The organism is Pseudoalteromonas sp. SWXJZ94C (assembly GCF_015864385.1).
Lineage (GTDB): Bacteria > Pseudomonadota > Gammaproteobacteria > Enterobacterales > Alteromonadaceae > Pseudoalteromonas.
Window position 1 is genome coordinate 1 of sequence record NZ_JADYXF010000043.1, and the last position, 22,060, is coordinate 22,060.

Sequence of the window (22,060 nt, forward strand, 5' to 3'; positions counted from 1 at the left end):
GATAGCTCAGTCGGTAGAGCAGAGGATTGAAAATCCTCGTGTCCGTGGTTCGATTCCGCGTCGAGGCACCATTTATTTAAAGCCTTGCTTATGCAAGGCTTTTTATTTTAAGTGCATTATAAAGTTCTCAATCTTTAAAATTGAAAGTGCCTTAGCACACAGTTTTGTGTGCCGACTTAGCTCAGCTGGTAGAGCAACTGACTTGTAATCAGTAGGTCAACCGTTCGACTCGGTTAGTCGGCACCATTCTTTCGTAAGAAGCAAAAAGCCCTAACTTCGGTTAGGGCTTTTTTGTATCTACACTTTAGAAGCTGCTATCTAATAGTAAAAACTACACTGCGTTACCAAACCTCATTATTCAATACCCAGTTCGTGAACAAAAACACTTAAAAACGCTACTTCTAACACGTCTTACTAGATGCTTTAGGGATAAGTATTTCATAGAAATACTTACTACCAAATGTTATTATAAATGCATAAGTGCTGTGTTTACATACAGTTTATTTTAAACTATATTTGCTATCTAAATATCAAGAAGAAATTATAATTTTATGTATAAAGTATCATCATTTTTTTCAGGTGCAGGTGGACTTGATTTAGGTTTTCAACAATCAGGTTTCTCTATTGTATATGCAAACGAATATGATAAAGATATTTGGGAAACATACGAAAAAAATCATTTATCAACACCGCTTGATCGTAGAAGTATTGCTATTGTTGATTCTAGTGAAGTACCCGATTGCGATGGGATTATTGGCGGTCCGCCATGTCAAAGTTGGAGTGAAGCTGGTGCGCGCAGAGGTATAAACGATCATAGGGGGCAGTTATTTTATGATTTTATTCGTATTCTTAAAGATAAGCAGCCGAAGTTTTTTCTTGCTGAAAATGTCAGTGGCATGTTGCACCCCAAGCATAGTGAAGCATTAGAGCGTATAAAAAATACTTTTTCTGATGCTGGGTACGATTTGTTTTTTAAATTACTTAATGCATCAGACTACGGTGTTGGGCAGGATAGAAAGCGAGTTATTTTTATCGGATTTAAAAAAGATTTAAATATTGATTTTACTTTTCCAGAGCCTTTAGCGGATAAAGTGTTTTTAAAAGATATTATTAAAGATTTAGATGGCAAAGCCACACCGGCTCAAGAAAAACAAAAACCAAATTTAGATCTATCAATACCAAATCACGAATACATGATTGGTGGTTTTTCTACAATGTTTATGTCTCGTAATAGGGTTAGAACATGGGATCAACCATCATTTACTATTCAAGCGGGCGGGAGGCATGCGCCTATTCATCCGAGCGCGCCTGTAATGACTAAGGTTGAGACAAATAAATTTTCATTTGTAGATGGACATGATTATAGACGACTGAGTGTTAGGGAGTGTGCCAGAATTCAAGGCTTTCCTGATGACTTTACTTTTTACTATAAAAATGTCGCAAATGGTTACAAAATGATCGGCAACGCTGTTGCGGTTGGTTTTGCAAAAGAAATAGCAAAAAGTATATATGAGCATTTAGAGATGAATGTAAAAAAGTAGTCTAACTATTTACTATGTTTAAAAAATAATTTAATACGACCATGTAACTTTTGCTGGTCGTTTTTTTATGTAAAAAATCTACGTATTCACGTTTTTTAGAACTGTATATTCTGAAAATTGAAAATTGAAAATTGAAAATTGAAGCTTGTTAAGGCTAGGAGTTGTACTTAAACTTAAAAAGAATAAGCAACCTCAATTTTTCCTCAAGTAAATATTTCGATGACTCATTTTATACCTTTTGCATTTGTTAATAGCTTTGATAATTTTGAAGGTAGTGGAGTAGGGACTAACTTTTCTGATAATGTTTAATAATAGCTGATTATTTTTTGAACTCGTTTTTATTTTATAATTTGACTAAATAGTAATCGAAATACAGACATATATTAATTGTTTGATATACTCAATTTAATTCACTCGAATATATTAAAGGATTTAAATGGGTATAATAAATTATTCAAACACTGAAGTTTCACTCATAAAGTTGTTTAAAAACAGTAAAGTATTCGAATTTAATAATGAAAGCTACACAGTGCTAAATATCGGAAAACCAAGATCAGAAAAAGGAGAATGTAAAACTGATATTTATATCCTTGCTAAAAGCGCTAGTGAAACCAAAGAGTTCAAAATATCAGTAAAGCAACATAACGCAGACTTTTTAGAAAATAAAATGCGACTTGAAAGAGCGATAGAAATATTTGGTATTCAAGCCCCTACAATAATTAAACAATCTACATTACGAATTAAAAAATCATTCGAAGATGAAATGCTAATTAACTTTGAGAGAAAAGGAAGAACTGAGCCTAAGTGCATTACATTAGGTTGGAAGTTTGAACTCTTAAACAGAATATCTGGAAAGAAATCGGGTATATTAATTTTAAATAAACAACAAAAAATTGATGTTTATGCTGGTACTAATATAGGCCCTGGTAAAGCGAACAGCATGGTTAACGATATTAAAATTAAAGATTCAGGCATAGCTGAATTTATACTTGAAACAGATCATAATATTACGCAATCAGCTAATTACTATATGTCTAAGCTTGTAAAAATTGACCATTATGTTGTAGGTAAAGATATTTACTTTGCATGTAAGGCACTTAATTATAGGGCAACTAGTGATAAATGGGATGGCGATCGCTCGTTAGCGGTTTATGTTGATTGGAAAATGCAAAATAATAAATTAGTCGGCGACCTCGTTTTTTCTAACCCTCTTAGAGTAAAGGGCAACCAATGCGGTAGAAACGTACAAAAAATATTAAAGTCGTTAAAAATAGATAAAGATAACTTTGATGATTTAAAAAAGTATCTTAGTTAGTTGTATTTAAGGGCCTCGTTTATGCGAGGCTTTTTAGCTTCTACTGTATTTTTTGTAAGGTAGATTTTAAAAATACATACCTACCTCTGCTTTAAATATTAATACGTAGCGTTTATATTTCTATTTTTAGCATTGAAAAGTGCTGATCATTTGTCTATTTTTACCGTATAACTATCAATTATGTTAGTTCATCGCTAGCTATGTAATGTTATGTAAAGTAAGTTGAGCAAATATTGCCAAAGTGCTTGAATTACGTTCATAAATAGCAGTAATTCAGGTTTAATTATGATTTGGCAATGCAAGCCAACCTTATTGGCAATCAGTGTGATGCTGCTCAGTGGCTGTGCGAGTAATTTAAATTCGTCGCAGCGAGACCAAGCACCTAATAATGTGCCAGAGCAATGGCAACAAAAAGCGTCAAACTCGGTATTAACAGTACAAGAGCAGTGGCTTACACAGTTACAAAACCCTACGCTTAACAAATTTGTAGAACAAGCACTTAAAAACAACCAACAGCTTTTACAAACTAGCTACGATGTAGAAATTCAAAAACAGCAGCTTATTGTATCGGGTGCTGCCCTTTGGCCTAGCCTTGATTTATCAACGCGTACTAGCCGCAGTAAAGGCAACCGCCCAGTGAGCTACGATAATGCGAGTTCAGTAAGTCTAGAGCTAACTTATGAGGTGGACTTATGGGGTAAGCTTTCTGATTCAAAGCGTGAAGCTAACCTTACTTATTTAGCGCAACAGGCACGATTTGAGCAAGCTAAACAGCAACTCGTTGCTGATGTGGTAACAGGCTGGTTTGATGTTGTTACATCGCAACAATTACTCGATTTATTTAAACGCAGAGAAGCAAATGCCCAGCAGAGCCTTGATATTATAGAATCGGGTTACCGCCAAGGTATAAACGAAGCACTCGATGTATATTTAGCCCGAAATGAGCTCAATACTGAACGCGCTCGCATTGCTACTCAAACGGCGAACTTAACGGCTTCGGCGCGTGTACTTGAGCGCTTATTAGGTGAATATCCAAAAGGTGCTATTACCGCAAGTAGTGATTTGCCTGTTATTACCACAGAAATTCCGCTCGGTTTACCTTCTGAACTTATAACGCGTAAACCAACTTTACGTGCAAGTTGGTATGAACTTTTAGCTACTGATGCCTCATTGGCTTATGCACATAAGCAACGCTTTCCGAGTCTAAATTTAACAGCCACCTTAAGTGATAGCACCGACAGAGTGAGCGATTTATTTTCGCCATCAAGCCTCGCGTGGTCGCTGCTTGGTAGTATTTCTGCACCACTTTTTGAAGGTGGACGCTTAAAAGCGAATGAAGAAATAGCTAGACTCAATACACAAAAGCAAGAGCAACTCTATTTGCAAACACTTTACGATGCATTTGGTGATGTAGAAAATGCGATTTCACAGCAGCAGTCTCTTAAATCACAATATAGCAGCACCCTTGAGGCGCAAGAAAACGCACTTGCAGCAGAGCAGTTATCGTTTGAGCAATATCAAAGTGGCTTAGTAACTTACACTACTGTACTTGACGCACAAGACCGTTCTTTCGATGCACAAAGCTCTTTAATCGACATTAAAAACCAATTAATAGCTAACAGAATTAACTTACACGTTGCCCTTGGTGGTGATTTTGCACAGCCCTCAAGTGAACTAAAGAGCCATAACGATGAAAACTAAAACAGCAAAAATTATTGTTCCAGCAGTGATTATAACAGTCACTCTTTTAATTATTTGGTTTCTTAAAACTAATTCGCCACAGTCCAAACGTTCTGGTTCTCCTCCAAAAGCGACTGTAAGCGTTGCTGTATTAGATATTAAGCCACAAAACTATCAAGTTATAGTTGAGAGCTACGGAACTGTAAAACCACGTACGCAGAGCTTATTAGTTGCTCAAGCATCTGGGCAAATAATTAAAGTAAGTGATGAGTTTAGGGAAGGCGGCTTTTTTAAAAAAGGTGATGTACTTTTAAAGTTAGATGATAGAGATCATCAGGCTGAAGTTAAATCTGCGCAGGCTGATTTACTTGCTGCAGAACAAAGGCTACTTGAGGAGAAAGCGAGAGGTCAGCAGGCTATTACTGATTGGAAGCGCCTTGGGGGTTCTGACCAAGCAAGTACTCTAGTGCTGCGTGAACCACAGCTAGCGGCGGCCGAGGCTGAGGTGTTATCTGCACAAGCAACACTTGAAAAAGCGAATCTTGACTTAGAGCGCACAGAAATAACGGCTCCATATGCGGGACGCATACTTAGTCGTAGTGTTGACTTGGGTCAGGTGGTTAGTGAGAACATGCAACTTGCTACTATTTATGCAATAGACAGTGTAGAAATTCGCTTACCAATTAAAAATAGAGACCTATCGTTTGTAAATTTACCAGAAAGGTATCGCGATGGTGAAAAAAACCAAGCAGGCTCAGTCGTTAAGTTTACGTCTGACTTAGTGGGCGAACAAACTTGGCAAGGGCAATTATCTCGCACAGAAGGGGCTATTGATGAGGGCGCACAGCAGCTTTATGCTGTTGCTAAAATTAACGACCCATACAAATCAGCCGCTAATAATCAGTACCCTATAAAAATAGGGCAATACATAAAGGCGCAAATTACCGGAAAAACAGTTTCTAACGCACTAATTATTCCTAACAGTACTATTTACCAAGGAACGTATGTATATATTGTAGAAGAGGGTGTTTTAAAGCGTAAAGATATACAACTTACTTGGCAAAATGCGACACAAGCGATGGTTAAAACGGGTTTACAGGCAAATGATCGTCTTGTTACTACTCCACTAGGGCAAGTGAGCTCTGGCACACAGGTGAGTATTTTAGGTGAAGATGATACAAATAAACCTAAGAGCCGAGGAGCTAGCCGGGAGGGGAGAGGAAATCGCCTATCACCAGAGCAATTAAAAGAAAAAGCAAAAGAGCTCGGTGTCAGTGTTGAGGAGTTAAAAAAACGCCGTGCAGCAAAGCAAGGAGATAAACAATGATAGCTTGGTTTGCCAAAAACCACGTTGCTGCTAACTTATTGCTAGTAACGTTGCTACTGTCGGGGCTTTTTAGTTTATCGACCAAGATACCGCTTGAAGTATTTCCTTCATTTGAAACCGACATGATAAGCATAAACGTAAGTTTGCGAGGTGCAACACCAGAGGATGTAGAGCAAGGCGTAACAATTCGTATAGAAGAAGCCGTTCAAGATTTAGAGGGCATAAAGCAAATATTTAGCCGCTCTTCTGAGGGTTCTGGCTCGGTAACAGTAGAAGTAGAAACAGGGTATGATCCACGCGAACTATTGGCTGATATAAAAAGCCGGGTTGATGCTATTAATACTTTTCCCAGTGATGCTGAAAACCCAATTGTTGCTCTAGCTGAGCGTATACGAGATGTAATTGCTGTTAGTGTATCGAGTGATTACGGTGAAAAAGAAACGCTAGAATTTGCTGAGCAGGTTCGGGACCAAATACTACGTCTGCCAAATGTAACTCAGGTAGAGTTGAGTGGCGTACGCGATTACGAAATAGCAATAGAGGTAAGCCAAGATACACTTCGTCAATACAATTTAAGTCTTGCTCAAATATCAAATTCTATTGCAAATTCGAGTTCTGATATTTCTGCTGGTAACTTAAAAACGGAAGGCGGCGATGTACTTATAAGCTCTAAAGGGCAAGCGTACCGTAGAGATGAATTTGCCAGCATTGTTGTTAAAAACCAAGCCGATGGCACTATTATTCGCTTAGGTGATATAGCAACTATAAAAGATGATTTTGAAGAAACCCCAGTACGCACACGCTTCAATGGTAAACAAGCCGCCTTTATTGATGTTTATCGTATAGGTCCGCAAAGTGCTATTGCTGTTGCTGATGATGTTAAAAACTATATAAAAGAGCAACAAAGTTCTGTACCACAAGGGTTTGAACTAAGTTACTGGGATGACGACTCAGAAATAGTTAAAAGCCGAATTGCTACACTTACTACTAATGCTTTACAAGGCGGTATTTTAGTACTGGCTTTACTTACTTTATTTTTACGCCCTGCAATTGCATTTTGGGTGTTTATTGGTATTCCGGTTTCGTTTATGGGCGCATTTATAGCAATGCCTATATTTGGCGTAACGCTTAATATAATGAGCTTATTCGGTTTTATTTTGGTACTAGGTATTGTTGTTGATGACGCCATAGTTACCGGTGAAAACGTCTACACCCATTTAAAAACAGCTGAGTCGGGTGAACAAGCTGCAATTTTAGGTACTCAAGAAGTAGCAACACCAGTAACATTTGGTGTATTAACCACCGTAGCTGCATTTTTGCCTCTTGCCTTTCTTGAAGGTGCGCGTGGTGCTTTATTTGCCCAAATACCGGTGGTGGTTATTCCGGTATTACTATTTTCACTTATTGAATCTAAATTTGTATTACCAGCACATTTAAAATATATAAAACTACGCCATCAAAAAGGCGAACCTTCAAAGTTTGATGTTATTCAACAGCGTTTTGCAGATGGATTTGAAAACGCGATTTTAAAATACTATCAACCCACTTTAAATTTAGCACTGCGCCATAAATTGGCTTCGGTAAGCTTGTTTATTGGTGTGTTTGTTATAATTTTAACCATGATCACCAGTGGTTGGACTAAGTTTGTATTTTTTCCGCGCATACCAAGTGAAACAATAGTCGTTAATTTAACATTACCAACGGGTACGCCGTTTGAAGTAACTAATAAATACGTAATAGATATGTCGAAAAAGGCGCAGCAATTACAAGATAAATACCGCGACCCAGATACTGACGAAAGCGTTATTTTAAATATATTAGCCACAACAGGCGGGCGTGGCGGTGTATCTAATTCAGGTTCTGTACGCTTTGAGATTACCCCTGCCGAAAAACGTGAATCAGATATCGGATCCTTAGAACTTGCTAGTGAATGGCGCGATTTAATTGGCGTAATACCAGGCGCTGAAAGTTTAACATTTAGAGCTGAAACAGGACGTAGTTCAGATCCTATTGACGTGCAGCTTAACGGTACATCACTCACTATTTTACAAGATGTGGCTGATCATATTAAAACTCGTCTAGCAACTTATCCAACTGTGTTTGATATTGCAGATAGCATGTCTGACGGTAAAGAAGAGTTACAAATAGAGCTGACTGAACAAGGTTTAGCGCTAGGGTTAAATAGAGTAGATGTAGCAGGGCAAGTACGTAACTCGTTTTTTGGCTCAGAAGTACAGAGAATTCAGCGAGGCAGGGATGACGTACGTGTAATGGTACGCCTACCTATTGAAGAGCGTCGCTCAGTTGCAGATTTACAAAATATACTTATAAATACGCCTACTGGTGGCTCTGTGCCATTGTCGCATGTGGCAACACTTACCGCAGGGCAAAGTCCATCAACTATTAATAGAATAGACCGTTACCGCACATTAAATGTTACGGCTGACATTGAAAAAAATAATACTAACATGACGGTTCTTCAAGCTGACTTAACCGAATATTTAGATGAATTAATGCAGCAGTACCCTGGAGTAGATTACAAACTAGAAGGCGAAGCTAAAGAGCAACGAGAGTCGTTTGGGTCATTGGCTTGGGCACTTGTGTTTGTATTTTTTATTATTTATGCGTTATTAGCTATACCGCTAAAATCGTACCTACAACCAATTATAGTGATGAGTGTAATTCCATTTGGCATGATAGGTGCGGTAGTAGGGCACTGGATTATGGGAATGAGCTTAAGCATTATGAGTTTGCTGGGAATGCTTGCGTTAACAGGTGTTGTTGTTAATGACTCATTAGTACTCGTTGATTTTATTAATAAAAAGCGTAGTGAAGGTGGAAAGTTATTAGATGCGGTTAAAATTGCAGGTGCATCGCGTTTTCGCCCTGTAATGCTAACCAGTTTAACGACCTTTATTGGTTTAATGCCATTACTGTTTGAAAAAGCCACTCAAGCACAGTTTTTAATACCAATGGCGGTGAGCTTAGCTTTCGGGATTATTTTTGCAACTTTCATTACTCTATTACTAGTACCAATAAACTACATGCTAATGGAGCGTTTTCAAAACTGGTTTAAATAACAGTTATAAACGATTCTAAGAATAGAGTGATTATAAAAGCTGTAGGTAATTAGTTGCCTGCAGCTTTTTTATTTTTTATACCAATTCGCTTAATTAAGTGATCTATTTTGAGGCTGGAAAAACGTGCTGATAGCTAGACAAAAAATTCGTTATTTAGTTGTTCTCGGCAATTGCTCCTGCATTGCTCTACCTTCTGCATCCATGCAGTCGTAAATGAGAATTTTTTAACGCAGGTAGCGACACGTTTAGCCCCTCAAAATGATCAAGTATTATTACGGATTGGTATTATAGGTTAAAAAAAGAGAATCAAGCTTGGTAAGTGGAATACGTAAATAAAAATAAGGTATGAGATACAAAGAGGATAAATAATATTAGAATGCGTTTAAAAATAGGCTTTAGTTAAAGGTGTTCCCCAAGATACGGTCCTCGGTTTCAGTCCTGAAACCAGAAGGTTTCAAGGCGGGAATCTGCGGTTTACCGTAGGCTTCTCGGTACATGCCGAGCCTGCACAATAGTAGACGAACAAAAACCCTAGTATAAAATTTATCGGCTCAGGGACTTAACTAAGCTCCGGTACCCCAGGGAACAATTTAAGTATATAAGACATAATCGAATCCTTAAACCCCAAATACAAAAAAAGATATCGTTCGGCTAGTTTTCCCGCATCTTTAACCCATTATTTACTTTATAGCTTGGTTTTTGAGCTTGATCATACAATTAATTGGAGTTGCTTTTTAGCCAGTGGTAGCATTACCTTAACTAGCAAAGTGAAGATTTAATTATGAGCGATTTACCAGATTACGAAAAAGCCCAACTGCTTTTAGAAAAAAACGAAATTTTTGTATCACCAGCTGAAGCGCACGGTGTTATTAGTGGATTACTTGCCTGTGGTTTGAGCATAGATGATAAAGAATACTTAGGGTTATTAAGCGACGTATTTAACGATGGTGAATCGTTTAGTAATGATTTAAAACAGTTTTTTGGTACTATTTATAAGCAAGTAGTTGCCAGTTTTAATGATGAAGAGTTTCAATTTGATTTGTTTTTACCAAGCGACGATGAAACACTCATCGATCAGGCTAATGGTCTCGTATCATGGGTAGCGGGTTTTATGCTTGGCTTTGGTTTAAAGCAAAAGGATTACGGTAAATTGTCGCCTGATGTTAAAGAGGTTATTACTGACTTTAGTGAAATCACTCGCTTAGATACCACTTTTGAAGAAACCGAAGAAGACAGCCAAGCGCTGCATGAAGTAGTTGAATATGTGCGTGTATCGGCATTGCTTTGTTTTGCTGAATTAGGCAAAGAGCAAAAAGCACCAAATACTAAAAAAACACTTCATTAAACATTTACTTTTTAAACAGTAAAGCGGGTTTGTTATTTATGGTTGAAATACAGAAGTCAGAATTTAAAGCGCGCCGCGAAAGCTTGCTTGCACAAATGGATAAAAACAGTATTGCTATTATTCCTGCTGCGAGCGAAGTGACGCGCAGCCGCGATACCGAATATGCATTTAGGCAAGATAGCGACTTTTTTTACTTAACTGGCTTTAACGAACCCGACGCTGTTTTAGTACTGTGTAATAACAGTGATGCACCCAGTACTTTATTTTGCCTAGATAAAGACAAGCTTGCAGAAATTTGGCATGGCCGCAGAGTTGGCTTTGATAAAGCTAAAAGTGACTATCTGTTTGATGAAGCTTACCCACTAAGTGAATTAAACGATAAGACACTCGATATGCTAAATGCAAAAAGTGCTATTTATTTTGCACAAGGTGCTTATCCTTCATTTGATACTAAAGTGTTTTCGTTACTAGGTACGCTTCGAAGTGGCTCTCGAAAAGGCTTCAAAGCACCGAGTACTTTAAAAGAAATACGCGGCCTTATTCACGAAATGCGTTTGTTTAAATCGCCAAGCGAAATAGAAATTATGCGCGAGGGCTGTGAAATAAGCGCTCGAGGTCATATGCGCGCTATGCGTTATTCTCATGCGGGTGCTACTGAGTTTCAATTAGAAGCAGAGCTACATCACCATTATGCAATGAACGGCGCACCACACCCAGCTTACGGCACTATTGTTGGCAGCGGCGACAATGCTAATATTTTACATTACACGCAAAATAGCGACGTGCTAAAAAATGGTGATCTGGTACTTATTGACTCAGGTTGCGAGTTACAAGGTTACGCCGCCGATATTACTCGTACATTTCCGGTAAATGGTCAATTTAGCGAAGAGCAAGCCGCGCTTTATAATATTGTACTTAAAGCGCAAGAAGTTGCTTTTGATGAGGTAAAACCCGGTGGTTATATGTCGCATGCTAATAAACTAGCAATGGAAGTAATGACCCAAGGTTTGCTCGATTTAGGTATTTTAGCCGGCGACTTTAATGAGTTAATGGCTAAAGGGGCGTGCAAAGAATATTACATGCACGGACTAGGACATTGGTTAGGGCTTGATGTACATGACGTGGGTGATTACAAAGTAAATAACGTTGAGCGTGCATTTGAACCAGGTATGGTACTTACCATAGAGCCTGGGTTATATATAAGCGAAGACTCAAACGCACCACAAAAATACAAAGGTATTGGTATCCGTATCGAAGATAACTTATTAGTTACCGAAACGGGTCACGAAAACCTAACCTTAAGCGTACCTAAAAAAATTAGTGATATAGAAGCACTTATGCAAAGTACTAAAAACCTATAAAGCTCGGAGAATCTAGTGGCTAAGCAGTTTGATGTAGTTGTTATTGGTGGTGGTTTAGCGGGAGCAAGCTGCGCATTAAGTGTGGCAAAAACTAACCCCGCGTTAAATATTGCGGTTGTAGAGGCTAATCAAGTTAATGGCGACTATCATCCAAGCTTTGACGACAGAAGCATAGCACTAGCTCAGCAATCGGTAGAGTATTTACAAAGCCTTAATTTATTTGAACAAAGTGCAACTTACATGACTGCTATTAAAAAAGTGAGTGTGTCTGATCGAGGTCACTTTGGTAAAGCGCACATTAATTGCAATGAGTTTGCTAAACCTTCATTAGGTTATGTGGTTCAGGTTAATCCGTTTGGTCGTGCGCTACACCTGCGTTTAACGCAGTCAAATATTAGTTTATATTGCCCCGATAGCGTAACCGCAATTGAGCAAACACTGCATAGCAATATACTTACCCTCCAAAGTGGCGAGCAATTAAATGCAAAGCTATTAGTTATTGCTGATGGCGCGCAATCACCAACACGCAATCTACTTGGGCTTGGTTTTAATACTCAGCCTTATGATCAAGGTGCAATAATTGCCAATATAGAAGTTGGCGATGGACATAATAACGAAGCTTTTGAGCGTTTTACGCAAAATGGTCCTATAGCGTTATTACCAATGAGCAATAACCGTTATTCGTTAGTGTGGTGTATGCGCCAAGAACAGGTTGAGCAGCACATGGGGTTTAGTGAGCAAGCGTTTTTAAGTGCACTACAAAGCGCTTTTGGTTACCGAGGAGGCCTATTCACCAAAGTGGGTAAGCGCACAAGTTATCCATTAGTGTACGGGCAAGTAGAGTCACTTACTGCGCATCGTACAGTCGTGATTGGTAATGCTGCTCATGCTATTCATCCTATTGCAGGGCAGGGCTTTAATTTAGGCTTACGCGACGTGCAAGTACTTAACGATTTAATCGCAAACAGCCTGCATAATTTAGGTAGTTATGCCTTTACCCATGAATACTCGCAAAAGCGCCGCGATGACATAAAAACCGTGATGACCTTAACCGATGCACTCGTTAGGTTATTTTCAAACTCATCACGCGTGCTAGCACTTGGGCGCAGTATTGGGTTGTTTTCGATGGGTTTATTTCCAGCATTAAAAGCACCATTAGCTAAACAGTTAATGGGGCAAGTTAAACAAGGTAGGCGTTTATGAAGCAAGCACAGGTTTGTATTGTAGGTGGCGGTTGTGTGGGGCTAACACTGGCACTTGGTTTGGCAAAAGCAAATATAAGCGTGGTTGTGTTAGACGCAGCACCAACGCAAGCATTACCTGCAGATACATATGGCTCACGTGTAAGTGCGCTGAGTATTGCAAGTCAAACTTTGTTAGAGCAATTGAACGTATGGGCAGATATTACTGCACTGCGAGCATGTACATATACACATATGGATGTTCGCGATGCCGACAGCTTTGGTAAAATAACCTTTAATAACGAACAGCTTGATCTCGAGTATTTAGGTCATATTGTTGAAAACGACGTTATTCGTTATGCGCTAATAAAACAGCTTGAACAACAAAGCAATGCCACGTTAATGTTCGATACGCAATATCAGCAAATACATCAAAGTGAATCGGATGTATTTATTACCTTAAAAAGTGGTGAGCCAATTATTGCAAAACTGCTGGTGGCGGCCGATGGTGCAAACTCAGCTATTCGTAAGCAATTTAATATGGCACTTAGCTTTAAAGATTACGATCACCATGCATTAGTCGCGACAATAAAAACCAAAGAGCCACATGCAAACACCGCACGCCAAGTTTTTTTACCAACAGGACCTTTGGCGTTTTTACCTTTGAGTGATGCCAATACTCATTCTATTGTATGGTCTACAAGCCCAAGCCATTGTGATGAGTTACTTAAAATGGATGACAGCGACTTTAATAAAGCTGTAATGGCAGCCATCGACGGTCAATGTGGTTTGTGTGAAGTACAAAGTAAACGTGCTGCATTTCCACTTAAAATGCGCTACGCCCAACAATGGGTTTCAGGCAAAGTGGTACTCATTGGCGATGCTGCACACACTATTCATCCACTCGCAGGTCTTGGCATGAACTTAGGCCTAAAAGACGCCGCTTATTTAATTGAGTTATTAAGCAGCGATACGAAAGAATTTGCCAGCCCTCGTGCACTTAGAGATTACGAGCGCACCCGTAAGCTCGATGCACAAAAACACATTGCGATGATGCAAGGGCTAAAAGAGTTGTTTGAAGGTGCAAACCCGCTTAAAAAACTTATTCGTGGAGTCGGGCTTTCGCTAGTTGATAACCTCGGACCAATAAAACACCTGTTCGCCAAAGAAGCGATAGGAAAGTAACGTAGATTGAGTGAAACGAAACTCAACGAATAAAGTAAAGCGATCAGCTCAATTAAAAAAACCGATGTTTAATTTAAACATCGGTTTTTGTTTTATGGTGGTTTTAAATATATTAAAAGCCTCGCTTTTCACGCGAGCAAGCTCGGCGTCTACAATAAATATTAAACCCCGAGTTTGGTTCTACTTGTAAGCGTACAGCTTGCTGGCGCGACGAGCGAAGCTCGTAAAAGAAGGTAAAATCACCTACAAATTATCTTGTGCTTTATTCAGCATATCTTTGAGCGCATCAATTAACAGTGGGTCGCGTGAGTTTTGTTTAGCAAGCTCTAGTGCGTGTTTCATGCTGGTAACTGCCTCTTTAAACTGTTTGTTAGCAGTGTAGCCTTGCGATAAACGCATATGAGCATAAGTAGTATTTGGGTAGTCGGTAGTAAATTGTTTAAGTGTGATTATAGCTTTAGCAGTGTTATCAAACTTTTGCTGGCTATGGGCAAATTCAACATATACATCTTTTGGAATTTTGAGCTTAAATCCGTACTTATCGCTAAGTGCTTGGTAGTAACCTGTAATGAGCGATACATCTGCAAATCTTCCATGCTCATCAGTAACGTTAAAAATTAGGTCACTAAATAAGTGGATTAGGCTATCGCTCAGTGCTGGGAGTATAGTGCCCATATGAGTAAAAGATGGGTAGTGCTTATATTCCCATTCAAGTTGTGCGGGCGCTTGTTGTTCTAAATTTACTAAAGTGTTTAATACGCCTGTATAAAAGCGTGCGCCTTCGCTTGCTACGCTAATAAATAATGCTTGATTACCTTTCGGGTTCTTAGAGTATTTTGTAATATTATTTTTTAACTCTTCATCACTCCACCAGCTATTAGGGCTTATAGCTATATAGTTATTAAATAACTCTGGCTGATTAACTAGCGTATAAAGCGCTAACGTTCCTGCATTGGAGTGACCAATTAAGGTGTTGTAGCCGTTAGTTGAGTAGTGAGAATTTATGTATGGCATGAGCTCATCAGACACAAACTTTAAAAACTTGTCGGTTTGCCCCGCATCAGACCATTTGTTTTTAACAAAAGTTTGAAACTCGGTTTTAGGCTCGCCTTGTACTTGTGGTAAATAATCGCGAACACGGTTGGTTGTGTCAACGCCAACGAGCACCGCGTTAGGAATCTGTTCGTAATCAATAAGCGATTTAATAACACCGGAAGCCGTATGAAAATGCTCAACACCATCAAGCAAATAAATAACATACAACGGCTCATCATCTTTTATATTTTCAGGGGTGTAAATTCTAATAGGCCTGTCTTCGTTAAGTATTTTTGATTGCAAGATGATTTTTTTACCAACGGTTATGTCCGTTGCAGTAGTTTCTGCGAGGCTTAAAGAAGACGTAACAAAAGTAAGTATTAATACAAGCGATAGTAAATACTTCATAAATATCCTTATTCAATAATGTATTGCTTAATAATTGCACGACTTTTAGTTTGAGTAAATACTTATATTTTCGAGGCAAACTTAAAGCTTAAGTAATAAAAAAACCACGGTTTTTACGCGTTCAAGCTCAGCGTTTACAGTAATAGTATTAAGTACCTACCTTTTTGTTGATGTGAGTAAAATATTTTGTAAGCTCTTTCTAATAAAGCGTTAAAAACATGCTTGCTTAATTATCCTACTAAGCGTAAAATGCGCGCTCATTTCGGCTTTTAAACTATTAATTCCTTGCCTTAAACCGACCGGCCGAAACGGTAGAAGGCTCTATTAACCGTAAGGAATATCCATGCGTCATTACGAAATCGTATTCATGGTTCACCCTGATCAGAGTGAGCAAGTTGCTGGTATGATCGAACGTTACACAGGTTCAATCACTGAAGCAAATGGTGTTATACACCGCCTTGAAGACTGGGGCCGCCGTCAACTGGCTTACCCAATCAACAAACTTCATAAAGCTCACTATGTTCTTATGAACGTTGAAGCACCAACTGAAGTAATCAGCGAGCTAGAAACTACTTTCCGCTACAACGATGCAGTGCTTCGTAACTTGGTTGTTCGCACTAAAAGTGCTGTAACTGAAGCGTCTCCTCTTGCAAGAGAAGAGAAGAAAGAAGCACCAGCTGCTTAATTGTTTTGAGTCCAAGCATGGCGTTTAACTGGTGATGAATATAAATGGTTAGCCCTTTTATGAATCAACTGGTTTTATCTGGGGTAGTTTGTAAAACTCCCAAGTTTAGCCAAAGCCCTGCTGGCATAAAGCATTGTATTTTTGTTATAGAACATAAATCAATGCAAACCGAAGCAGACCTTAACCGTAATAGTTACGTGAGGCTTCAGGTAGTTGCCAGTGGAAAGCAAATGCAACAACAGACTCAACATTTGCACGTTGGGCAGGCATTGCAAGTGAGTGGTTTTTTAAATCGCCACGAAGGTCGTAACGGCCTTAGCCAATTGGTTTTGCATGCTCAGCATATCGAAAGAATTATTTGAGGAATTAATCTCATGGCACGTTATTTCAGACGTCGTAAGTTTTGCCGCTTTAAAGCGGAAGGCGTACAACAAATCGATTACAAAGATCTAGCTACTCTTAGAAACTATGTTACAGAAAGTGGCAAAATCGTACCTAGCCGTATTACAGGTACTAGCGCAAAATTCCAGCGCCAGCTAGCAACTGCTATTAAGCGTGCTCGCTACTTAGCCCTTCTTCCATACACTGACTTACATAAGTAAGCAGCGGATTAACAGTTTTTAAAAGGTGTAGAAACATGCAAGTTATTCTACTAGATAAGATCGCTAACCTAGGTAGCCTAGGTGAACAGGTTGTAGTTAAATCTGGTTTCGCACGTAACTTCCTTTTCCCTCAAGGTAAGGCAGTTCCTGCGACTAAAGCTAACATTGAAACTTTTGACGCACGTCGCGCAGAACTTGAAGCGAAAATCGCTGAACAGTTAGTTGCTGCACAAGCACGCGCTGAAAAACTAGAAGCATTAGCTGAAGTTACATTAGTATCTAAAGCTGGTGACGAAGGTAAGTTATTCGGTTCAATCGGTACTCGTGACATCGCTGACGCTATCTCAGCTGTTGGTGTTGAAGTTGCTAAGTCAGAAGTTCGTTTGCCTCTAGGTACTATCCGTGAGACAGGTGAATTTGACGTATCAATTTCAGTTCACTCAGACGTAACGGCTACTATTAAAGTAATCGTAATCGCTGAAGCTTAATTTTTAATTAAGCGACAAAAGCCGTGCTATTAGCACGGCTTTTTTGTGTCTGTAATTTAGCTAACTTTATGTATAAGCTATTAATTAAGCCGCAGTTAAATAAAACCTTGTACAAGCAATTCTTTTTTCTTCAATATTTTTTCATTTCATTTAAACCTTTCCGAACTGTCATTACGTCTAACTTATCAATACACTAACTCACTAATAATAATTAAAAGGCGACATTACGGATGTTACACGTTAAATCCGAACAAACGCCTTTGTGCGAAGCTGCATTGATTGAGCGTATTAAATCGGGTGATCAAGCTGCATACGCAACTCTTTATGAGTTACATGTAAAGCGAGTTTATGGCTTATGTTTACGTTTATTAGCCGATCAAGCGCATGCCGAAGATGCCACTCAAGAAGTATTTGTGCAGGTGTGGCATAAAATAGCGCTGTTTGATGGTCGCTCGCAGTTTTCTACTTGGCTTTACAGTGTTGCAAGTAATGTAGCAATTAGTTACTTACGTAGGCAAAAAAACTGGCTGCAAAAAGTGGTGAGTATTGAGCACAGTGGTATGGATGAGCAATCGGCTAATGACTGTGAAGGTTTAAATGGTCTAGATAAGCTAATAGTAAGGCTACCTGAACGTGCGCGTATGGTATTTGTATTGTTTGCAATTGAAGGTTACAGGCACGAGGAAATAGCTGAGCAATTAGGTATGGCTGTTGGCTCAAGTAAATCGCAATATCATCGTGCTAGGCAGTTATTACAAGAGTGGTATGAAAATGAATAAACCTAATTTTAACAACTACTTAAACGAGTCGCTAAATACGCTTGATAAAGATATAGCACCACAAAAAGACTTGTGGGCAGGTGTTGAGCGAGCAATTATAAATAGCAAAACAGCACAAATAAACACTGTTATTTGGCCAAAAATAACGGTAATAGCAGCCTGTACAATTGCGGCTTTAGTTGCAGTAAATATATTTTATATAACGCCTGAACCACAACCTGTAGTTGCGATAAGTGATTACTTTTCAGCGCAAAAAAATAGTTTGTTGGTTGAATACAAAAATAAAGAAGCACTTACCAGTAATTGGCAAATACAATTACAAGAATTAGAAGAAGCAGAGCAAGCCATAAAGCAAGCTCTTGAAAATGAACCACAAAACCAAGCGTTACTGACAATGTTAGCGCAAATATATCAACAACAACTTGATTTGATTAACAAGGTGCACGCGCCTCGTTGGCAACATATTTAGGAGTACGACATGAAAGCTATTTTATTAGGGTTGAGCTTATTTCCACTGGTGGTATTTGCAGGTGAAAAAATAGATAAGCAAATAGACGTACCAAATGGCGGCACTATTTTTATCGAAAACCAGCGTGGCGATATAAATATAACCGGATGGAATAAAAACGTATTTAAAGTATCAGGTGAACTTGATGACAAAGCTGATGGTTATGAGCTTAAAACGAGTGGCGATAAAACTGAGTTTATTGTAAAAATGCCGCGTAAAATGAGCTGGGGAAATAACGGTGATGGATCAAAATTAACTATATTTATGCCAAAAAGCAGTGCGCTTGAATTTGCTGGCGTAAATGCATCGGTTATTGCAAAAGAGCTTGAAAACGGCGCTGAGGTTGATGTGGTTAATGGTGAGATTACTGTAGATACTATTGTCGGTAATGTTAAATTAACCACCGTTAATGGTGATGTAAATGCAGAAAACTTAAGCGGTAATATTCAATTTGAAACCGTAAATGGCGAAATTAACGATAGGCAGTCAAGTGGTGAGCTGCGTTTTAGCGCGGTTAATGGTGATATTAAATCAATTTCAAGTGCTAATGATGTGCGCCTTGAAAACGTAAATGGCGATATAGATTTTACGCTATCGGCTATTAAAAACTTACGGATTAATACTGTAAATGGTGAAGCTGAAGTACATATTAAAGAGCTTTTAAAGGGCGGCGATGTACGTTTTGAATCGGTAAGTGGCGATGCTGAGTTTTTCTTTGCAGCCGATGTATCCGCTAAGTTTGAAATTAAAGCACATGCGAATGGCAAAATAATAAATGAGCTCAACAGCAATAAAGTGCAAAAGGCTAAATATGGCCCAGCAAGCGATTTAGAATTTAGTATTCATGGCGGTAATGCGAACGTTGAAATGGATACGATTAGCGGGCGAATAGAGCTTAGAAAGAAATAACCGTTGATATAGATAAATTAAGCTATTGAGTTACAAAAAGCAGGAAAAGATTTCCTGCTTTTCTATTTGCACAGCCCCTGCAAGTCGATAGAATAGAGCCATTCAATTTTACTACTGTGAAGTTATGGCCAAACCAGATAAGCAAGTCGATACTCTTAAAGTTCCTCCCCATTCAATAGAAGCTGAACAATCTGTTTTAGGTGGCTTAATGCTTGATAACCAAGCTTTTGACCGCGTAGCTGAGCTTGTTGTATCACAGGATTTTTATACCCGCACGCACAAGTTAATTTTTGAGGCGATGACGGCACTTGCTGAAATTGGCGATCCGATAGATTTAATTACTATTTCTGAAAGTTTAGAAAAAAATAATAAATTAGCTGGAATTGGTGGTTTTGCTTATTTAGCCGAAATTGCTAAAAATACCCCAAGTGCAGCAAATATCGACGCGTATGCAAACATTGTGCGTGAGCGCGCTGTGGTACGTGAAATGATTGGTGTAGCAAATGAAATTGCAGAAGCTGGTTTTAATACCGAAGGGCGTACCAGTCACGACCTACTCGATTTTGCCGAAAGCAAAGTGTTTAAAATTGCTGAGCAACGAACAAAAAATAATGAAGGCCCGCAAAGCATTCATAGCATCCTTGAAAAAACCGTTGATAAAATAGAAGAGCTTTATCAATCGCCGCAAGATGGTGTAACGGGTGTGAGTACCGGCTATGCCGATCTTGATAAAATGACGACCGGCTTACAGCCATCCGATTTAATTATTGTTGCAGCACGTCCTTCAATGGGTAAAACCACATTTGCGATGAACCTTGCTGAACATGCCGCAATGACTCAAGACAAACCAGTGCTTATTTACTCTCTAGAGATGCCTTCAGAACAAATTATGATGAGGATGCTAGCGTCTCTTGGTCGTATTAACCAAACTAAAGTACGTACTGGTCAGTTAGATGATGACGATTGGGCGCGACTTTCATCAACAATGGGTTTGTTGATGGAAAAAGGCAAAATGTACGTTGATGATGCATCAGGTTTAACACCTACAGATGTTCGTTCTCGTGCACGTCGTATAGCACGTGACCACGGCGGTATTAGCATGATCATGGTCGATTACTTGCAGTTAATGCGTGTACCAAGCCTTGCTGATAACCGAACACTCGAAATTGCTGAAATTTCGCGTTCACTTAAGTCATTAGCAAAAGAGCTGAAATGCCCAGTTGTTGCGCTTTCGCAGCTAAACCGTACGCTAGAGCAACGTGCCGATAAGCGCCCAATTAACTCAGATTTACGTGAGTCAGGCTCGATAGAGCAGGATGCCGATTTAATCATGTTTATTTACCGCGATGAAGTTTATAACGAAGACAGCACCGACAAAGGTATTGCCGAAATCATTATAGGTAAACAACGTAACGGTCCAATTGGTAAAGTGCGTTTAACATTCCAAGGTCAATTTTCTCGCTTTGATAATTACGCGGGTCCTGCGGTAGATGACGATTACTAATGCGTTTAGCGACTGCTGAAATTAACTTAACGGCACTTGCGCATAACCTTGCGCAAGTTAAACGCTTTGCTCCAAATAGCAAAGTAATGGCTGTTTTAAAAGCGAATGCTTATGGTCATGGTTTAGTAACGATTGCGCAGCATTTAAATGATGCTGACGCATTTGCTGTAGCTCGTGTAGATGAAGCTTTGGCCCTTAGAGCTGGCGGCTTAACAAAGCCAATAGTTTTACTAGAGGGATTTTTTAATAAAGCCGACTTACCTTTGTTACTCGCTAATAACTTTCAGACTATTATTCACGATGAATATCAATTAACTGCACTTGAGAAAGCAAAGCTCGATGCACCAATTACATGTTGGTTAAAAATAAATACGGGTATGCACCGCTTAGGTATAGCGCCTGAGCAGTTTGAAGAGTTTTATAACCGTTTACAAAAAACGCCTAACGCCAAAAATACCGTTAATTTAATGACCCACTTTTCGTGTGCTGATGATGTTGATAATGCTAAAACGGTTCAACAAATTACCTTATTTGATAATTTAGTGAATGGCATTGACCAAGCACATTGCTTATCAAACTCTGCAGGTATTATTGCATGGCCAAATGGTCATGGTGATTGGGTGCGTCCTGGACTTATGTTATATGGCGTATCACCAATAGCAAATAGCGTTGGGCAGCAACACAAGTTAAAGCCTGTTATGCGTTTAACTACGCGTGTAATTGCAGTGCGTAATGTACCAGCCCATGAAGCGGTAGGGTATGGTGGGCGTTGGAAAAGTGATAAACCAACCAAGTTAGCTGTTGTGGCTATGGGTTATGGTGATGGCTATCCTAGGCATGCTAAAGAAGGCACTCCAGTTATAATTGGTAAGCAGCGTTATGGTATTGTTGGCAGTGTAGCTATGGATATGATTAGCGTAGATATAGGCGCTAATGAACACAATATTAAAGTGGGCGATAGGGTTACTATGTGGGGTCCTGAGCTACCAGTGGAAGAAATAGCACTATGCGCTGATACTATCCCTTACGAGCTGTTATGTAATATTACACCACGCGTAAGTTATGAGTATCAGCGTTAATACAGCTAACTAATACCAATTTTATTAAAAATATGATCATTTTAACGT

General features: G+C 39.0%; 19 protein-coding genes, 2 tRNA genes and 1 other RNA gene. 20 read left to right on the top strand and 2 right to left on the bottom strand.

Annotated elements, in window-relative coordinates; translation table 11 throughout:
• The first annotated feature begins 1 nt into the window (after position 1).
• The 7 genes from I6F65_RS16710 (at position 2) to I6F65_RS16740 (ending at position 8,943) form a co-directional block, all read left to right on the top strand.
• A tRNA-Phe gene (locus I6F65_RS16710) sits at positions 2 to 71 on the top strand.
• A gap of 99 nt (positions 72 to 170) precedes the next feature.
• Positions 171 to 246: transfer RNA gene (locus I6F65_RS16715), tRNA-Thr, on the top strand.
• Positions 247 to 551: 305 nt separating this feature from the next.
• The gene (locus I6F65_RS16720) at positions 552 to 1,541 is read left to right on the top strand and encodes a DNA cytosine methyltransferase (protein ID WP_197114024.1); all 990 of its coding nucleotides are present in this window, start codon (positions 552 to 554) and stop codon (positions 1,539 to 1,541) included.
• A 436-nt stretch (positions 1,542 to 1,977) separates the two neighbouring features.
• Positions 1,978 to 2,856 carry a hypothetical protein gene (locus I6F65_RS16725; RefSeq protein ID WP_197114026.1) on the top strand — a complete coding sequence of 293 codons (879 nt, stop codon included), beginning with the start codon at positions 1,978 to 1,980 and terminating at the stop codon, positions 2,854 to 2,856.
• A 285-nt stretch (positions 2,857 to 3,141) separates the two neighbouring features.
• Entirely contained in the window at positions 3,142 to 4,557 is a 1,416-nt protein-coding gene (locus I6F65_RS16730; RefSeq protein WP_197114028.1) for an efflux transporter outer membrane subunit, read from the top strand.
• Complete coding sequence (locus I6F65_RS16735; RefSeq protein WP_197114030.1) at positions 4,547 to 5,863, top strand: efflux RND transporter periplasmic adaptor subunit; 1,317 nt, start codon at positions 4,547 to 4,549, stop codon at positions 5,861 to 5,863. The genes I6F65_RS16730 and I6F65_RS16735 overlap by 11 nt, the downstream gene beginning before the upstream one ends.
• Positions 5,860 to 8,943 (top strand): efflux RND transporter permease subunit, encoded by a 3,084-nt coding sequence (locus I6F65_RS16740; protein ID WP_197114032.1) that lies wholly within the window; start codon positions 5,860 to 5,862, stop codon positions 8,941 to 8,943. Before I6F65_RS16735 ends, I6F65_RS16740 begins: the two co-directional genes overlap by 4 nt.
• Before the next feature lie 405 nt (positions 8,944 to 9,348).
• On the opposite strand, the gene ssrS is transcribed toward I6F65_RS16740, so the two are convergent.
• Positions 9,349 to 9,531: non-coding RNA, 6S RNA (ssrS, locus tag I6F65_RS16745), on the bottom strand.
• Between the two features lie 193 nt (positions 9,532 to 9,724).
• On the opposite strand from ssrS, the gene I6F65_RS16750 reads away from it, so the two are divergent.
• The 4 genes from I6F65_RS16750 to I6F65_RS16765 are packed head-to-tail and all read left to right on the top strand — an operon-like array spanning position 9,725 to position 14,015.
• The gene (locus I6F65_RS16750) at positions 9,725 to 10,288 is read left to right on the top strand and encodes a UPF0149 family protein (RefSeq protein WP_197114034.1); all 564 of its coding nucleotides are present in this window, start codon (positions 9,725 to 9,727) and stop codon (positions 10,286 to 10,288) included.
• 38 nt (positions 10,289 to 10,326) lie between these two features.
• Positions 10,327 to 11,649 (top strand): Xaa-Pro aminopeptidase, encoded by a 1,323-nt coding sequence (pepP, locus tag I6F65_RS16755; RefSeq protein WP_197114036.1) that lies wholly within the window; start codon positions 10,327 to 10,329, stop codon positions 11,647 to 11,649.
• Positions 11,650 to 11,664: 15 nt separating this feature from the next.
• The gene (gene ubiH / locus I6F65_RS16760; protein ID WP_024611974.1) at positions 11,665 to 12,852 is read left to right on the top strand and encodes a 2-octaprenyl-6-methoxyphenyl hydroxylase; all 1,188 of its coding nucleotides are present in this window, start codon (positions 11,665 to 11,667) and stop codon (positions 12,850 to 12,852) included.
• A complete protein-coding gene (locus I6F65_RS16765) occupies positions 12,849 to 14,015 on the top strand; it encodes an FAD-dependent monooxygenase (RefSeq protein ID WP_197114038.1) in 1,167 nt (388 codons plus the stop codon). Before ubiH ends, I6F65_RS16765 begins: the two co-directional genes overlap by 4 nt.
• 243 nt (positions 14,016 to 14,258) lie before the next feature.
• Here the strand turns inward: I6F65_RS16765 and I6F65_RS16770 are convergent, their stop codons facing one another.
• Positions 14,259 to 15,458: an alpha/beta hydrolase-fold protein gene (locus I6F65_RS16770; RefSeq protein ID WP_197114040.1), complete on the bottom strand. Its 1,200-nt coding sequence runs from the start codon at positions 15,456 to 15,458 to the stop codon at positions 14,259 to 14,261.
• Between the two features lie 343 nt (positions 15,459 to 15,801).
• Here I6F65_RS16770 and rpsF point away from each other — a divergent pair, with 343 nt between their 5' ends.
• From rpsF to alr, 9 genes are all read left to right on the top strand, one after another.
• Entirely contained in the window at positions 15,802 to 16,143 is a 342-nt protein-coding gene (gene rpsF / locus I6F65_RS16775) for a 30S ribosomal protein S6 (RefSeq protein WP_024611977.1), read from the top strand.
• A gap of 44 nt (positions 16,144 to 16,187) precedes the next feature.
• Positions 16,188 to 16,505, top strand: a complete 318-nt coding sequence (gene priB, locus I6F65_RS16780) for a primosomal replication protein N (RefSeq protein ID WP_024611978.1) — start codon at positions 16,188 to 16,190, stop codon at positions 16,503 to 16,505.
• Between the two features lie 12 nt (positions 16,506 to 16,517).
• Positions 16,518 to 16,745, top strand: coding sequence for a 30S ribosomal protein S18 (gene rpsR, locus I6F65_RS16785; protein WP_006793721.1), 228 nt, complete (start codon positions 16,518 to 16,520; stop codon positions 16,743 to 16,745).
• A gap of 35 nt (positions 16,746 to 16,780) precedes the next feature.
• Entirely contained in the window at positions 16,781 to 17,233 is a 453-nt protein-coding gene (rplI, locus tag I6F65_RS16790) for a 50S ribosomal protein L9 (protein WP_002962755.1), read from the top strand.
• A gap of 230 nt (positions 17,234 to 17,463) precedes the next feature.
• Entirely contained in the window at positions 17,464 to 18,012 is a 549-nt protein-coding gene (locus tag I6F65_RS16795) for an RNA polymerase sigma factor (RefSeq protein WP_024611979.1), read from the top strand.
• Positions 17,999 to 18,481 (top strand): hypothetical protein, encoded by a 483-nt coding sequence (locus I6F65_RS16800; RefSeq protein WP_024611980.1) that lies wholly within the window; start codon positions 17,999 to 18,001, stop codon positions 18,479 to 18,481. The genes I6F65_RS16795 and I6F65_RS16800 overlap by 14 nt, the downstream gene beginning before the upstream one ends.
• A gap of 9 nt (positions 18,482 to 18,490) precedes the next feature.
• Complete coding sequence (locus I6F65_RS16805; protein WP_197114042.1) at positions 18,491 to 19,429, top strand: DUF4097 family beta strand repeat-containing protein; 939 nt, start codon at positions 18,491 to 18,493, stop codon at positions 19,427 to 19,429.
• A gap of 124 nt (positions 19,430 to 19,553) precedes the next feature.
• A complete protein-coding gene (gene dnaB, locus I6F65_RS16810; protein ID WP_024611982.1) occupies positions 19,554 to 20,933 on the top strand; it encodes a replicative DNA helicase in 1,380 nt (459 codons plus the stop codon).
• The gene (gene alr, locus I6F65_RS16815) at positions 20,933 to 22,012 is read left to right on the top strand and encodes an alanine racemase (protein ID WP_166115036.1); all 1,080 of its coding nucleotides are present in this window, start codon (positions 20,933 to 20,935) and stop codon (positions 22,010 to 22,012) included. Before dnaB ends, alr begins: the two co-directional genes overlap by 1 nt.
• The last annotated feature ends 48 nt before the right edge of the window (positions 22,013 to 22,060 follow it).

Bases quoted from the DNA above. Each gene is read 5' to 3' on its own strand.
- I6F65_RS16720 (WP_197114024.1), top strand. From the start codon at position 552: ATGTATAAAGTATCATCATTTTTTTCAGGTGCAGGTGGACTTGATTTA.
- I6F65_RS16725 (WP_197114026.1), top strand. From the start codon at position 1,978: ATGGGTATAATAAATTATTCAAACACTGAAGTTTCACTCATAAAGTTG.
- I6F65_RS16730 (WP_197114028.1), top strand. From the start codon at position 3,142: ATGATTTGGCAATGCAAGCCAACCTTATTGGCAATCAGTGTGATGCTG.
- I6F65_RS16735 (WP_197114030.1), top strand. From the start codon at position 4,547: ATGAAAACTAAAACAGCAAAAATTATTGTTCCAGCAGTGATTATAACA.
- I6F65_RS16740 (WP_197114032.1), top strand. From the start codon at position 5,860: ATGATAGCTTGGTTTGCCAAAAACCACGTTGCTGCTAACTTATTGCTA.
- I6F65_RS16750 (WP_197114034.1), top strand. From the start codon at position 9,725: ATGAGCGATTTACCAGATTACGAAAAAGCCCAACTGCTTTTAGAAAAA.
- pepP (WP_197114036.1), top strand. From the start codon at position 10,327: ATGGTTGAAATACAGAAGTCAGAATTTAAAGCGCGCCGCGAAAGCTTG.
- I6F65_RS16765 (WP_197114038.1), top strand. From the start codon at position 12,849: ATGAAGCAAGCACAGGTTTGTATTGTAGGTGGCGGTTGTGTGGGGCTA.
- I6F65_RS16770 (WP_197114040.1), bottom strand. From the start codon at position 15,458: ATGAAGTATTTACTATCGCTTGTATTAATACTTACTTTTGTTACGTCT.
- rpsF (WP_024611977.1), top strand. From the start codon at position 15,802: ATGCGTCATTACGAAATCGTATTCATGGTTCACCCTGATCAGAGTGAG.
- priB (WP_024611978.1), top strand. From the start codon at position 16,188: ATGGTTAGCCCTTTTATGAATCAACTGGTTTTATCTGGGGTAGTTTGT.
- rpsR (WP_006793721.1), top strand. From the start codon at position 16,518: ATGGCACGTTATTTCAGACGTCGTAAGTTTTGCCGCTTTAAAGCGGAA.
- rplI (WP_002962755.1), top strand. From the start codon at position 16,781: ATGCAAGTTATTCTACTAGATAAGATCGCTAACCTAGGTAGCCTAGGT.
- I6F65_RS16795 (WP_024611979.1), top strand. From the start codon at position 17,464: ATGTTACACGTTAAATCCGAACAAACGCCTTTGTGCGAAGCTGCATTG.
- I6F65_RS16800 (WP_024611980.1), top strand. From the start codon at position 17,999: ATGAAAATGAATAAACCTAATTTTAACAACTACTTAAACGAGTCGCTA.
- I6F65_RS16805 (WP_197114042.1), top strand. From the start codon at position 18,491: ATGAAAGCTATTTTATTAGGGTTGAGCTTATTTCCACTGGTGGTATTT.
- dnaB (WP_024611982.1), top strand. From the start codon at position 19,554: ATGGCCAAACCAGATAAGCAAGTCGATACTCTTAAAGTTCCTCCCCAT.
- alr (WP_166115036.1), top strand. From the start codon at position 20,933: ATGCGTTTAGCGACTGCTGAAATTAACTTAACGGCACTTGCGCATAAC.